The organism is Microbacterium sp. W1-4-2, assembly GCF_058349885.2.
In genome coordinates, this window is the sequence record NZ_JBYRJC020000001.1 from 1,365,828 (window position 1) to 1,379,264 (window position 13,437).

Genomic DNA, 13,437 nt, shown 5'->3' on the forward strand with positions numbered 1-13,437 from the left:
GTGCAGCTGGGCACCCGGTGGAACGCGGGCGGGGATCCCCCCGCCCGCCTCGCCGACGAATTCGTGGCGCAGCTGCGCGCCGTCGAGGCCGATCTGCCGGCGGGCGAGCTCGGCGTCGCCCGGTGGACCCTCACCTGGCTCGAAGGGCGGCCGGTCGCCGAGCTCGACCTCGGCATCGTCGTGACGGTCGACCACACCGGACGGGTGGTCGTGCGCCACGACGACGAAGACGAGTTCGGGTAGGGCGCGGCGTCTCCTCGGGTGGCCTCGCCCGCGTGCCTGTGGGCGCGACCGCCCACAGGAGGCCGGGTGCTCAGGTCACGGGCGGCGCCGCGGCGCGGTCGGTCATCGGTGGTACCGCGGCATCCGACTCGGCCCCGGCGGCTCTCGTGCCGTGGATCAGCAGCCGCCACGAGGCCAGCGCCGCCACCAGCACCACCCCGCCGGCGACGATGAACGGCAGACGCAGATCGAACCGCGACACCCAGCCGCCCAGCAGCGTCGCCAGCGGGTAGATCCCCCACGTCAGCATCCGCGAGATGCCCAGGGCGCGCCCGAACAGGTAGCCCGGGATGATCTGCTGGCGCAGCGCGCCCCACGGCACGTTCCACAGCGACACGGCGAACGCGGCCGCGGCATACGCGGCAACGGCGCTGAAGACCTCGGGGGCCAGTCCCGTGAGCACGAATCCCACGGCGACCAGCAGGTTCGCGGCGAGCATCACCGGCCCGCGGCCCACCCGGGCGACGATACGCGCCGAGACCAGAGAGCCCAGCAGGGCGCCGGCACCGATCCCCGCTGTCGCGAAGCCGATCGCAGCCGGGGCGACGTGCAGATGGTCGAGCAGGAAGAGCACGGTCACAGCCTGCGCGAACGAGAGGCACGACCCGACGACGGAGGTGAACAGGATCATCGCCCGCAGGTAGCGGTGATGCCACAAGAACGCGATGGCGGCCCTCGCGCTGGAGCGATCCCGCCCGGCGGAAGCGGCATCCATCCCCGCATCCGGCACGGACGCCGGCCCGCGTCCGTCGTCGTGCAGGGCGCGCGCCGCCGACACCGGCAGCATCAGGGCGAGCACGATCGGCACGAGGTACCCGACGGCGCCGATCCACAGCGGCAGGGCCAGGGCGATCGCGAACAGCACGCCGGCGATCGGCGTGGCCACGAAGCTGTCGATCGTGATCTGCGCGGCCTGGATGCGGCCGTTGGCCCGGTCGAGCCGGTGCCGCGCGACGAGGGACGGTATGACGGCGTTGGTCGCGTTGTCGAACAGCGTCTCGCCGATCCCGAACGCGAGGATGCCGGCCAGCAGCGCCCAGAACGTGAGCGTTCCGGTGACGGTCATGATCGACAGTCCGAGCGCCACCGCCCCGCGGATCGCGTTGGCCCACGCCATCACGTGCCGGCGGTCGCAGCGGTCCACGATCATCCCAGCGGGCAGGCCGAAGACCAGCCAGGGCAGGAAGGCCAGCGCCGTGACCAGCGAGATGGCGACCGGATCGCGCGTCAGCGTGGTCGCGATCAGGGGCACCGCGGTGCGGCCCAGGCCGTCGGCGAGATTGCTGAAGGCCGCGGCGCCGAACAGCGTGCCGAACGGACGCCCGAGGCCGACGCGGCCATGCGGCCGCGTCGGCCTCGGCGTGTTCATCGCAGGAACTGCCCGCGATAGGCGTCGATCACGTGGGCACGTCGCGCGTCGGCGATGTCGATCGCCCCGGACGCGAGTCGCTCGGCCTCGTGCTGTCGGCGCTGCATGCGACGCCGGGCGGCGGTCTCGAGCGTCTCCGCGATCCCCAGCAGCACGCGCTCGGTGAAGGTCGGCGCACCGGACAGTGACGTGGTCGGGGTGGGACGGGTGGTCAGAGCGGTCATGTCAGTGTCCTTCCTCGGGGAGGGGGAAGACGTCGGCGCGGATGCTCACCGTGCGCACGCCGTCTCCGGTCTGGTCTCGATAGGCGACGACGAACTCGTCGATCACCGCCATCACGCGCTGGCTCAGCTCGCCCATCTGCTCGTCGGTGAGGCGCGCGGTCGCGGTGGTGATCATCGACGTGGCCTCGTCATCGGGGTGGGCGATGCCCTGGGCGATGAACTGCATCAACTGCTGGTGGCGGCGGTTGAAGAACTCGGTCATGACCACCTGGGTGGCGGCACGGCCCGACGGCGTCTTCAGCCCTTCCGAACTGCCGAACGACACCGATCCGCGCGGCCGCTCCCACCAGCGTTCACGGGCGTTGCCCCGCCCTTCGACCTCCTGGATGAGGTCGTGCTTGGCCAGCGCCCGCAGGTGATAGCTGGTCGACCCGGTCGACTCGCCCGTCATCTGCGCGAGACTGCTCGCCGTCTGCGGCCCGTACTGCGACAGGATGTCGTAGATCTGCACGCGCAGGGGATGCGCGAGCGCCCGCAGCGCGTTCCCCTCGACCACACGCTGCGGGCGGGTTCCGGCATCGGGTGTCTCGTTCTCGCTCATGAATGCAAAGATACCTTTGCGAATGAGTCTTTGCAAGTACTTCTTTGCAATAGGTTCTTTGCAAGTGCTTCTTTGCATTATCGCTCGGCCCATTACGCTGGAGGCATGACGGATGCCTCGGCCAACCCCCTCCTGTCTCCCAGTCCCCTTCCGTACGGGCTGCCGCCCTACGCACGGATCCGTCCCGAGCACTACCTGCCGGCCTTCGACGTCGCTTTCGACGAGCACCTGCAGGAGATCGGCGCGATCACCCGCGTCCGCTCGATGCCCACGTTCGAGAACACGATGGTGCCCCTCGAGACGAGCGGTCGGCTGCTGCACGACATCGCGTCGGCGTTCTACACCGTCTCGTCAGCGGACGCGACCGAGCCGATCCAGCAGATCGAAGACAAGCTCGCACCACTGATGGCCGCCCACCAGGACGCCGTGATGCTCGACGGTGCTCTCTACGCACGCATCAAGACCCTGCATGACCACCTGGACGCCGAGCACCTGGACGCCGAGCAGCGCTACCTGGTGCAGCGCTGGTACCGCGAGATGACGCACGCCGGTGCCGGCCTCGACGACGAGGCGAAGGCGACCCTGACCGAGCTGAACACGCAGCTGTCCACCCTGACCACCACGTTCGACAAGAACCTGCTGGCCGATACGAACGACCTCGCCGTGCACACCGACGACGTGGCGGACCTCGAGGGACTCAGCGACGGCCAGCTGTCGGCGGCGGCGCAGGCGGCGGCGGACCGGGGCCTGGACGGTGGATACCTCGTGACCCTGCCGCTGTTCACCGGCCACCCCTACCTCGCGTCGCTGCGCGACCGCGCGACGCGCGAGCGGATCATGACCGCGTCGCGACAGCGCGGGGTCCGCGGCAACGCGAACGACAACCGGGACGTGCTGCTGCGGATCGTCCGGCTGCGCGCCGAGCGCGCCGCCCTGCTCGGCTATGCGTCGCACGCCGCGTACGTCACCGCGGACGAGACGGCGGGCGACCCGCAGGCGGTCAGCGATCTGCTGCACCGGCTCGCGGTGCCCGCGGCTCGCAATGCCCAGCGAGAGCAGGCGGCGCTGCAGTCCGCGGTCGACTGCGACGGCTCGTTCGACGTAGCCGCCCACGACTGGGCGTTCTACACCGAAAAGGTGCGCCAGGCGGAGTACGCCATCGACACCGCCGCGCTGCGGCCGTGGTTCGAGGCCGAGCGCGTGCTCAAGGACGGCGTGTTCTACGCCGCCACCCGCCTGTACGGCGTCACGTTCACCGAGCGCGACGACCTGCAGGCCTACCACCCCGAGGCGCGGGTGTTCGAGGTCCACAACGCCGACGGGTCGGCACAGGGACTGTACGTGCTGGACCTGTACACGCGCGACACCAAACGCGGCGGCGCCTGGATGAACTCGATCGTCGACCAGTCCGCGCTGCGCGGCACGAAGGCGGTCGTCGTGAACAACCTCAACGTCTCCAAGCCCGCCGAGGGGATGCCGACACTGCTCTCGCTCGACGAGGTGAACACGCTCTTCCACGAGTTCGGCCATGCGCTGCACGGCCTTTTCGCCACGGTGACGTACCCGCATTTCTCGGGCACGGCCGTGTTCCGAGACTTCGTGGAGTTCCCCAGCCAGGTCAAGGAGATGTGGGTGTTCTGGCCCGAGATCCTCGACAACTACGCCCGGCACATCGAGACCGGCGAGCCGCTGCCGGCCGACGTCGTCCACACGCTCCAGTCCACCGAGACGTTCAACCAGGGGTTCGCCACGAGCGAGTACCTCGCCGCGGCCTGGCTCGACCAGGCCTGGCACACGCTCACCGCCGACGAGGCGGCGGTGGACATCGACGTCGTCGGGTTCGAGGCATCCGCCCTCGCCGGCATCGGCCTCGACAACCCGGCGGTGCCCACGCGCTACTCGTCGACGTACTTCCAGCACGTGTTCTCGGGCGGCTACAGCGCCGGGTACTACTCGTACATCTGGAGCGAGGTGCTCGACGCCGACACGGTCGAGTGGTTCCGCGAGAACGGCGGACTCACCCGCGAGAACGGCGACCGCTTCCGCGAGCGACTGCTGGGCGTCGGTGGATCGAAGGACCCGCTCGAGGCGTATCGCGACTTCCGCGGCCGCGCCGCCGACATCCGCCCGCTGCTCGAGCGCCGCGGTCTCGTCGACTGACCGGGTCGGCCAGTGGGCATGAACACAGCAGACGAGCAGCGCGGCGCGGTACGGGCGGCATTCGACGAGCGTGCGCCGTCCTACGACGACAGCATCATGCACCATCTGCTGGCCGCTTCGGTCGCGCGGTTCGCGACCGCATCGGACGGCGGCGCGCTCGTGGATGTCGCGACCGGAACGGGGCTCGTCGCCCGCGCGTTCGCGCAGGTCCGTCCCGATCTGTCGGTGACCGGCGTGGACCTGTCGGCGGGCATGCTCGCCGTCGCCCGCGCCGAGCTGCCGTCGGCGCAATGGATTCAGGCGGATGCCGCAGCCCTGCCACTGCCCGATGACTCGGTCGACCTCGTCACGTGCGTGGCCGCAATCCATCTGTTTCCCGAGCCCGCTGCCGCCATCGCCGAGTGGGGGCGCATCCTCCGCCCCGGTGGGCACGTGGTGACGGCCACGTTCGCGAGCGCCGGTCACACGGCGCATGCGCACGCCGGGCACGAGCACGGGGGCCACAGCGCCCTCGGGAACCAGGAGCAGCCCTACGCCCGCAATCATGAACCGTTCGCGACCCTCGACCGCCTGGCGACGCAGTTGGCTCCAGCCGGCCTGCGCATCGATCGCGCGATGACGTGGGTGCGCACGGACGACCGCGTGCTCATCGCACAGGCGCGGCTCGTCGGCTGAGAGCAGCCCGCCCTCGCCGGGTCAGGCGCTCTTGCGCTTCTGCCGCAGCACGAGGGTAGGCGCCGCGCCCTCTTCGACGGCGGGCCGGGTGACGACCACCTTCACGACGTCCTGCGTCGAGGGGATCTCGAACATGATCGGGCCGAGCACGTCCTCGAGGATCGCGCGCAGTCCCCGGGCGCCGGTCTTGCGCGACACGGCGAGGTCAGCGATCGCCTCGAGCGCGTCGTTGTCGAACTCGAGCTCGACGTCGTCCAGCTCGAACATGCGCTGGTACTGCTTGACCAGGGCGTTCTTGGGCGTGGTCAGGATCTCCATCAGTGCTTCGCGATCGAGCGGCGAGACCGACGCGACGACGGGCAGCCGGCCGATGAACTCGGGGATCAGGCCGAACTTGTGCAGGTCTTCGGGCTGGACCTCGCTGAAGAGGTTGAGGTCCTCGTCCTTGCGGTGCAGCGACGCCCCGAACCCGACGCCGTGCTTGCCGACGCGTGCGGAGATGATGTCTTCGAGCCCGGCGAAGGCGCCGGCCACGATGAACAGCACGTTCGTGGTGTCGATCTGGATGAACTCCTGGTGCGGGTGCTTGCGCCCGCCCTGCGGAGGCACCGAGGCGACCGTGCCCTCGAGGATCTTCAGCAGCGCCTGCTGCACGCCCTCGCCCGACACGTCGCGGGTGATCGACGGGTTCTCGGCCTTGCGGGCGATCTTGTCGACCTCGTCGATGTAGATGATGCCGGTCTCGGCACGCGCGGTGTCGAAGTCGGCGGCCTGCAGGAGCTTCAGCAGGATGTTCTCGACGTCCTCACCGACATAGCCCGCCTCCGTGAGCGCGGTGGCGTCGGCGACGGCGAACGGCACGTTCAGGCGTTTGGCGAGCGTCTGAGCCAGGTACGTCTTGCCGCACCCGGTCGGTCCGAGCAGAAGGATGTTGCTCTTGGCGATCTCGACCTCATCGACGCGCTGCTCGGCCGACTGGATCGTCGAGCGGGCGCGCACGCGCTTGTAGTGGTTGTAGACCGCCACCGCGAGCGCCCGCTTCGCGTCATCCTGCCCCACGACGTACTCCTCGAGGAACGAGAAGATCTCGCGCGGCTTGGGCAGGTCGAACTCGGTGACCGCGCCGTCGGCGGATTCGGCCATGCGCTCTTCGATGATCTCGTTGCACAGCTCGATGCACTCGTTGCAGATGTAGACGCCAGGCCCGGCGATCAACTGCACGACCTGCTTCTGGCTCTTTCCGCAGAAGGAGCACTTGAACAGGTCAGCACTCTCGCCGATGCGTGCCATGGGCGCCTCCTCACGTGTGCACGGACTCCCGGTCCGCATGTTTCGAGCCTAATCGCAGCCGACGACATCCGCCCGCATTGCGACGCGCCGCCGTCGACGGAATGCGGAGGGCCCCGGCATCCGTCATCGGGATGCCGGGGCCATCGACCCACCCTGTCAGGACGCGGTGATCGCGCTCTGCCCGCGCTTGCGGGTGGTCAGCACCTGGTCGACCAGACCATACTCGACGGCGTCGGTCGCCGAGAGGATCTTGTCGCGGTCGATGTCCTTGTTGACCTGCTCCTGCGTGCGCTTGGAGTGCTTGGCCAGGGTCTCTTCGAGCCACGTGCGCATGCGCATGATCTCGTTCGCCTGGATCTCGATGTCGGACGCCTGGCCCTGCCCCGCCTCGCCCACGGCGGGCTGGTGGATCAGGATGCGGGCGTTGGGCAGCGCGAGTCGCTTGCCGGGGGCTCCGGCGGCCAGCAGCACGGCGGCGGCCGAGGCCGCCTGGCCGAGCACGACCGTCTGGATCTGCGGCGACACGTACTGCATGGTGTCGTAGATCGCCGTCATGGCGGTGAACGAGCCGCCCGGCGAGTTGATGTACATGATGATGTCGCGGTCGGGATCCTGGCTCTCGAGCACCAGCAGCTGCGCCATCACGTCATCGGCCGACGCATCGTCGACCTGCACGCCGAGGAAGATCACGCGGTCCTCGAAGAGCTTGTTATACGGGTCCTGGCGCTTGTACCCGTAGGCGGTGCGCTCTTCGAACTGCGGCAGCACGTAGCGGCTGCCGGGCATCTGCAGGGCGCGGGGCGAGGTCGGAAGACCGAAAGAGGGCGTGTACATGAGCGGGTCTCCTCCGTGCGTCACTTGCTCGTCCCACCGCCGCCGTGCACGTCTTCGGCGTGCTCGCGGATGTGGTCGACGAATCCGTACTCCAGCGCCTCGTCGGCGCTGAACCAGCGGTCGCGGTCGCCGTCGGCGTTGATCTGCTCGACGGTCTTTCCGGTCTGCGCCGCGGTGATCTCGGCGAGGCGCTTCTTCATGTCGAGGATCAGCTGCGCCTGGGTCTGGATGTCGCTCGCGGTGCCGCCGAAGCCGCCGTGGGGCTGGTGCAGCAGCACGCGGGCGTTGGGCGTGATATAGCGCTTGCCCTTGGTACCGCTGGTCAGCAGCAGCTGTCCCATGGACGCCGCCATGCCGATGCCGACGGTGACGATGTCGTTGGGCACGAACTGCATCGTGTCGTAGATCGCCATGCCCGCCGTGATCGAGCCGCCGGGCGAGTTGATGTAGAGGTAGATGTCCTTCTGGGAGTCTTCTGCGGCGAGAAGAAGGATCTTCGCGCAGATCTCGTTGGCGTTGTCGTCGCGCACCTCTGAGCCCAGCCAGATGATGCGGTCCTTCAGCAGCCTGTCGAAGACGCTCGTCGCGACAAGGGGTTCAGCCATTCCAGCTCCTGATTCGGTTGCGTGCCTTCGAATCTACCGGCGCGTGATGCGCGACCCGCGCCTGTTCGCCGTGGGCAGAGAGCGAGGGATGCCGAGGCCGCGGCATCCCTCGTCATGACGGCTCATTCGCGCCGCGGGTCGAGCAGCTCGGCCGCATAGCCGGAGACCGAGCGGGTGTACCGCGACAGGTGCGGCGCGAGGGCCGTCAATGCGATGGATGCCGCACTCACGGCGTCGCCGGACGACACCAGCGCCAGCGCATAGAACGCCGCCGCCTCATCCGCCATCGCCTGGCCGCGCGTGGCGGCGTACTCGTCGCGCAGCATCGCGAGCGCCTCGTCGACCTTGCCGAGGTTGCGGATCGTGCTGGCCAGCTGGATCACGGCGCGTGTGCGTCGCACCGGGTCCAGCCCGGCCGCGAGAGCCTGCCGGTACAGCGGCTCGGCCTCGAGCTCGCGCCCCGCGCTGTCGCGGGCCCCGGCGCGCTCGAACAGCGCGACCGGGTGCGTGTCGCCCAGCTCGGCGGCGAGCTCGTCGATCGCCGCGATCCGCGCGTCGTCGTCGAGGCCGCCCTGCCAGACCTCGTCGACGCGGCGCTGCCAGTCATCCGGAACATGGGCCATGAGGTCTCCTTCGTGCGCCGAGGGGCGGATGCCGCAGCATCCGCCCCTCGTGTGATCAAGCCGCGATCACTCGGCCGTCTCGACCCCGTCCTTCTTCGCGGCAGGCTTCTCGGCGGCCTTCTTCGCCGGCGCCTTCTTGGCGGGCTCGGCCTCGGACTGGGCGGTCTCGTCGGCGGCGGACTCGCCCGCAGCGGAGTCGGCCGCGGCATCCTCGGCGACCTCTTCGGCGATGAAACCGGTGAGGTCGACGGGCTTGCCCTCGGTGTCGACGACGTTGACCTTGCCCAGCACGATCGCCAGCGCCTTGTTGCGGGCGACCTCGCCGACCAGCACGGGCAGCTGGCCGTTCTGCTGCAGCGCTTCGACGAACTCCTGCGGGGCGATCCCATACTGCGCGGCCGACTGAACGATGTACTGGGTCAGCTCGTCCTGCGAGACCTGCACGTCGTGCTTCTCGACGATCTTGTCCAGCAGCACCTGGGTGCGGAACTGCTTCTGGCTCGCCTCGGTGACCTCGGCACGGTGCTCGTCGTCCTCCAGGCGACCCTCCTGCTCGAGGTGCTCGCGGACCTGATCCTCGACGAGCTGTTCGGGAACGGGGATCTCGACCTGTGCCAGCAGCTCCTCGACGAGCTTGTCGCGTGCCGCGGTGCCCTGCGTGAAGACGGCCTGCTGGTTCACGCGCTCGGCGAGCGACGTGCGCAGCTCGGCGATCGTGTCGAACTCGCTCGCGATCTGGGCGAAGTCGTCGTCGGCCTCGGGCAGCTCGCGCTCCTTGACGCTCTTGACCGTGACGGCGACCTCGGCCTCTTCGCCGGCGTGGTCGCCGCCGATCAGCGTCGAGCGGAACGTGGTGTCCTCACCGGCGGTCAGCGAGTCGATGGCCTCGTCGATGCCCTCGAGCAGCTCGCCCGAGCCGACCTCGTACGACACGCCCTCGGCGCGGTCGATCTCGGCGTCGTCGATCGTGGCGACCAGATCGAGCTCGACGAAGTCGCCGGTCTTGGCGGGGCGGTCGACCGTGATGAGCGTGCCGAAGCGGCCGCGCAGGCGGTCGAGCTCGGCGTCCACGGCGGCCTCGTCGGTCTCGGCGGCGTCGACCGTGACGGTCGTGCCCTCGTAGTCGGGCAGGTCGAAGTCGGGACGCACGTCGACCTCGATCTCGACCTTCAGGTCGCCCGAGAAGTCCTTCTCGTTCGGCCACTCGATGATCTCGGCGCTCGGACGGCCGACGATGCGCACCTCGTGCTCGCTCACGGCCTCGCGGTAGAACCCGTCCAGGCCCTCGTTGACGGCGTGCTCGATGACGGCGCCGCGGCCGATGCGCTGGTCGATGATCGGCGCGGGAACCTTGCCCTTGCGGAAGCCGGGGACCTGCACGTCCTGCGCGATGTGCTCGTAAGCGTGGGTGATGCTGGGCTTCAGCTCGTCGGGTGTGACGCTGATGTGCAGCTTCACGCGGGTGGGGCTGAGCTGTTCGACGGTGCTCGTGACCATGCCTTTTCGTTCTCCTCTGGTTCGGGCACGCGGACGTGTCGGCTTAAGGTCTGGGTCTGGTGGGCCGTGACGTCGGGGCGACAGGATTTGAACCTGCGGCCTCCCGCTCCCAAAGCGGGCGCTCTACCAAGCTGAGCTACGCCCCGGGGCGCTCTGCGCCGAAACGGCCTGCACAAGCCTACCGGACGGCGCCGGAATTCCCGCGTCCGGCTGTGGAGAGGGCCCGAGACGGTGTGATGGGATGCCTCAACCCAGCGTGGACGCAGATCGACGGTCTGTGTGCGTGAGGCGACGGATCGCGATCACCCTGTGGCCGCGGCGTGTTCGGGAGCGTGGCCGCGGTCCGGTAGAGTGTCAGGGTCGCGCAAGCGTCACCCGGGGATGTAGCTCAATGGTAGAGCCTCAGTCTTCCAAACTGATTACGCGGGTTCGATTCCCGTCATCCCCTCCACTCTCACATCGCCGCCGTCAGTCCCCCGAGTGCGCCGCCCGATGTTCGTCGCGGTAGACGCGGGCGTTGTCCAGCAGTCTCTGCTTCTCTTCCTCGCTGAGCTCGCGACGCACCTTCGCCGGAACGCCGGCGACCAGCGATCCGGCGGGGATCTCGGCGTTCTCGAGCACGACCGCGCCGCCGGCCACGAGGCATCCTTCTCCGATCTTCGCCCCGTTGAGCACCACGGCGCCCATCCCGATGAGCGACCCGTCGCCGATCGTGCAGCCGTGCACGACCGCGTTGTGGCCGACCGACACGTTCTCGCCGATCACGACCGGTGACCCGTGGTCGACGTGCACCGACACGTTGTCCTGCAGGTTGCTGCCGGCGCCCACGGCGATCGTGTCGCCGTCGGCGCGCAGCACCGCGTTGTACCAGACGCTCGCGCCCTCGGCGAGGCTCACGGCGCCGATCACGCGGGCGCCGGCGGCGACGAACGCGGTTTCGGCGATCGCGGGGCTCGCGCCGTTGACGGACAGGATGCTGGCGCCTTCGTCGATGCTCATGCCGCCACGATATCCGCCCCGCGAACGGCTGTGTGAACGGGAGGTCCACTGCCGTTTCGCGGGCACTCACTCCGCGCGCGGCACGTACGGCGGCGCCCGGCCGGCCGTCGGAGCTGAGCGCAGCCTTCGCTTGCTTGCGGAATGCGGGCCGGTGCGTAGCGTTGAACAACACAAGCTGCCGTATCGAACCGGAGGTCACGACATGCCCAAGACCAACACCACCGCCCTCGCCGCCGTCGACCCCACCGTCGCCGCGGGATCCGCGCAGTTCCTGACCCCCGTGGCGCTCGGCCTGCAGGCTCTGGCCGTCAACGGCAAGCAGGCACACTGGAACGTGCGCGGGGCGAACTTCATCGCGATCCACGAGCTGCTCGACACCGTGGTGGCGCACGCGCAGGACTGGGCCGACCAGGCCGCCGAGCGCGTCGTCGCCCTGGGCCTTCCGATCGACGCCCGCCTCGGGACGATCGCCACGCAGGTCGACCCGACCCTGGTGCCCGCCGGGTTCACGCAGTGGGAGGACATGATCCGCGCTGTGATCACCGACATGGACGATGTCATCACGGACGTCCAGGCGGCGATCGACGGGCTGGACGAGATCGACCTCACGAGCCAGGACATCGTCATCGGCATCAAGGAGGGCATCGAGAAGGACCGCTGGTTCCTCGTCGCCCACCTCGCCGAATGACCGCGAGACGATGACGAAGCCCCCGGGTCCGTCCTGGGGCTTCGCGCGTCACACCGCGCGCGTCAGGCCTGACAGCGCGGGCACCAGTACAGCTTGCGCGCTGCGGCGTCCTCGACCACGATCGCCGTGCCGCACACCCGGCAGGGCAGACCAGCTCGGTGGTACACCCAGTGGCGGTCGTCGCGGTGGGCCATCGCCTTCCGGTAGGCGTCCGGGTCCAGCCCGTCCATCGTCATCATCTGACCGGTCTCGACGCCGATCGACAGCAGCCGCACCCAGTCCTGCCAGAGCCCCCGGACGATCTCCACGGGCACGTCGCGGCCCGGGGTGTGCGGGTTCTGCCGCGCACGGAAGAGCATCTCGGCGCGGTACACGTTGCCGATGCCGCTGACCACGCTCTGATCCATCAGCAGCAGCCCGATCGGCGTGGGCTTGCGGCGCACCGTGGCGACGAACCGCGCCTCGCCCTCGGCGGGATCGCCCACGAGCGGGTCGGGCCCGAGCTTGGCGACCGTGGCGGCCATCTCGTCCGGCGTCTGCAGCTCACAGGCGGTGGGCCCGCGCAGATCGGCGCACGTGAGCTCGGTCAGCAGCCGCAGGCGCACCTGTCCGACCACCGGCGGCGGCCAGGCCGCGCCCTCGTCGGCGAGCCCGGTCGTCTGCTCCGACATGCGCACGTGCACCCGCGTGCGCCGAGGGGCGCCGATCGAGGTGAGCGAGTTCTCCCCCGCGGCATCCATCACCGGCTCGTCCCCCGCGCCGTCGAGAACCGTGCCGCGCTGATTCGTCTGTCCCATGCGCCCGTTGGCCGACGCGATCGTCGGATCGACCAGGATCTCGCCCGCGAAGTCCCACGCGCCGTAGATGCCCAGGTGCACGCGCAGCCAGACGTCGTCGTCGAACGACATGAACATCTGCTTTCCGACAGCCTGCACCTCTGTGGCCACCCGGCCCGAGAGCACCGAGGCGCCCTCGACGAAGCGCCCCTGGGGGCTGGATGCCGCAACCTCGCGCCCGACCATGTTGCGGTCGAACTGCCGGGCGATGCGATGGACGGAATGACCCTCGGGCATCAGACGCCCGAGCGCCGGTCGGGCAGCACATCTGCGCGCGGGTCGGGCAACAGCGTGCCGTCCTCTTCGAACGCGCGGATCTGTGCGATGCGGCGCGCGTGGCGCTCTTCGGCCGAGAACGGCGTCGCGATGAACCGGTCGATGAACGCCGCCGCCTCGTCGAACGTGTGCTGGCGCGCGCCGATCGCGATCACATTGGCGTCGTTGTGCTCTCGGGCGAGCTCGGCGGTCGCGATGTTCCAGACCAGCGCGGCGCGGATGCCCGCCACCTTGTTCGCCGAGATCTGCTCACCGTTGCCGGATCCCCCGAACACGACGCCGAGCGTCTCGATCCCGGCCGCCTGATCGCGCACGACCGCCTGTGCAGCGCGGATGCAGAACGCCGGGTAGTCGTCCAGCGCGTCGTACTCGACCGGCCCGTGATCGACGACCTCATGCCCCTGGTCCGACAGGTGGTGCTGCAGCCGTGTGGAGAACTCGAGCCCGGCATGGTCGGTCGCGATGTGGATGCGCATGC

At 69.4% G+C, this 13,437-nt stretch carries 15 protein-coding genes and 2 tRNA genes; 5 read left to right on the plus strand and 12 right to left on the minus strand.

The features are described 5' to 3' along the window. Nucleotides 1-243 carry a hypothetical protein gene (locus AC3RX0_RS06330; RefSeq protein WP_491505067.1) on the plus strand — a complete coding sequence of 81 codons (243 nt, stop codon included), beginning with the start codon at nt 1-3 and terminating at the stop codon, nt 241-243. Nucleotides 244-313: 70 nt separating this feature from the next. Here AC3RX0_RS06330 and AC3RX0_RS06335 read toward each other — a convergent pair whose 3' ends face one another. The 3 genes from AC3RX0_RS06335 to AC3RX0_RS06345 are packed head-to-tail and all read right to left on the minus strand — an operon-like array spanning nt 314 to nt 2,476. Then, the gene (locus AC3RX0_RS06335) at nt 314-1,651 is read right to left on the minus strand and encodes an MFS transporter (protein WP_491505068.1); all 1,338 of its coding nucleotides are present in this window, start codon (nt 1,649-1,651) and stop codon (nt 314-316) included. After that, nucleotides 1,648-1,875 (minus strand): hypothetical protein, encoded by a 228-nt coding sequence (locus tag AC3RX0_RS06340; protein ID WP_491505069.1) that lies wholly within the window; start codon nt 1,873-1,875, stop codon nt 1,648-1,650. The genes AC3RX0_RS06335 and AC3RX0_RS06340 overlap by 4 nt, the downstream gene beginning before the upstream one ends. Nucleotide 1,876: 1 nt before the next feature. Then, complete coding sequence (locus AC3RX0_RS06345) at nt 1,877-2,476, minus strand: helix-turn-helix domain-containing protein (RefSeq protein WP_491505070.1); 600 nt, start codon at nt 2,474-2,476, stop codon at nt 1,877-1,879. Between the two features lie 105 nt (nt 2,477-2,581). Between AC3RX0_RS06345 and AC3RX0_RS06350 the strand changes: the two genes are divergently transcribed. After that, the gene (locus AC3RX0_RS06350) at nt 2,582-4,636 is read left to right on the plus strand and encodes a M3 family metallopeptidase (protein WP_491505071.1); all 2,055 of its coding nucleotides are present in this window, start codon (nt 2,582-2,584) and stop codon (nt 4,634-4,636) included. An 18-nt stretch (nt 4,637-4,654) separates the two neighbouring features. Further along, the gene (locus AC3RX0_RS06355) at nt 4,655-5,311 is read left to right on the plus strand and encodes a class I SAM-dependent methyltransferase (protein ID WP_491505072.1); all 657 of its coding nucleotides are present in this window, start codon (nt 4,655-4,657) and stop codon (nt 5,309-5,311) included. A 21-nt stretch (nt 5,312-5,332) separates the two neighbouring features. On the opposite strand, the gene clpX is transcribed toward AC3RX0_RS06355, so the two are convergent. The 6 genes from clpX to AC3RX0_RS06385 form a co-directional block, all read right to left on the minus strand. Then, nucleotides 5,333-6,601 carry an ATP-dependent Clp protease ATP-binding subunit ClpX gene (gene clpX, locus AC3RX0_RS06360; RefSeq protein ID WP_491505073.1) on the minus strand — a complete coding sequence of 423 codons (1,269 nt, stop codon included), beginning with the start codon at nt 6,599-6,601 and terminating at the stop codon, nt 5,333-5,335. Between the two features lie 156 nt (nt 6,602-6,757). After that, complete coding sequence (locus AC3RX0_RS06365) at nt 6,758-7,435, minus strand: ATP-dependent Clp protease proteolytic subunit (protein ID WP_491505074.1); 678 nt, start codon at nt 7,433-7,435, stop codon at nt 6,758-6,760. A gap of 20 nt (nt 7,436-7,455) precedes the next feature. After that, nucleotides 7,456-8,040 carry an ATP-dependent Clp protease proteolytic subunit gene (locus AC3RX0_RS06370; RefSeq protein ID WP_491505075.1) on the minus strand — a complete coding sequence of 195 codons (585 nt, stop codon included), beginning with the start codon at nt 8,038-8,040 and terminating at the stop codon, nt 7,456-7,458. Nucleotides 8,041-8,162: 122 nt separating this feature from the next. Further along, the gene (locus tag AC3RX0_RS06375) at nt 8,163-8,663 is read right to left on the minus strand and encodes a tetratricopeptide repeat protein (RefSeq protein ID WP_491505076.1); all 501 of its coding nucleotides are present in this window, start codon (nt 8,661-8,663) and stop codon (nt 8,163-8,165) included. A gap of 66 nt (nt 8,664-8,729) precedes the next feature. Then, on the minus strand, nt 8,730-10,160 hold the full coding sequence (gene tig / locus AC3RX0_RS06380) for a trigger factor (RefSeq protein WP_491505077.1): 1,431 nt from the start codon (nt 10,158-10,160) through the stop codon (nt 8,730-8,732). A gap of 72 nt (nt 10,161-10,232) precedes the next feature. Next, a tRNA-Pro gene (locus AC3RX0_RS06385) sits at nt 10,233-10,306 on the minus strand. A gap of 231 nt (nt 10,307-10,537) precedes the next feature. Between AC3RX0_RS06385 and AC3RX0_RS06390 the strand changes: the two genes are divergently transcribed. Next, nucleotides 10,538-10,611 (plus strand) — tRNA-Gly (locus tag AC3RX0_RS06390). A 17-nt stretch (nt 10,612-10,628) separates the two neighbouring features. Here the strand turns inward: AC3RX0_RS06390 and AC3RX0_RS06395 are convergent. After that, nucleotides 10,629-11,159 carry a gamma carbonic anhydrase family protein gene (locus AC3RX0_RS06395; RefSeq protein ID WP_491505078.1) on the minus strand — a complete coding sequence of 177 codons (531 nt, stop codon included), beginning with the start codon at nt 11,157-11,159 and terminating at the stop codon, nt 10,629-10,631. Between the two features lie 202 nt (nt 11,160-11,361). On the opposite strand from AC3RX0_RS06395, the gene AC3RX0_RS06400 reads away from it, so the two are divergent. Next, entirely contained in the window at nt 11,362-11,847 is a 486-nt protein-coding gene (locus tag AC3RX0_RS06400) for a Dps family protein (protein ID WP_491505079.1), read from the plus strand. Between the two features lie 62 nt (nt 11,848-11,909). Here AC3RX0_RS06400 and AC3RX0_RS06405 read toward each other — a convergent pair whose 3' ends face one another. Together AC3RX0_RS06405 and AC3RX0_RS06410 are read right to left on the minus strand one after the other, a co-directional pair. After that, entirely contained in the window at nt 11,910-12,920 is a 1,011-nt protein-coding gene (locus AC3RX0_RS06405) for an Fpg/Nei family DNA glycosylase (RefSeq protein ID WP_491505080.1), read from the minus strand. Next, nucleotides 12,920-13,435: a ribose-5-phosphate isomerase gene (locus AC3RX0_RS06410; protein ID WP_491505081.1), complete on the minus strand. Its 516-nt coding sequence runs from the start codon at nt 13,433-13,435 to the stop codon at nt 12,920-12,922. Before AC3RX0_RS06410 ends, AC3RX0_RS06405 begins: the two co-directional genes overlap by 1 nt. Nucleotides 13,436-13,437: the final 2 nt, after the last annotated feature.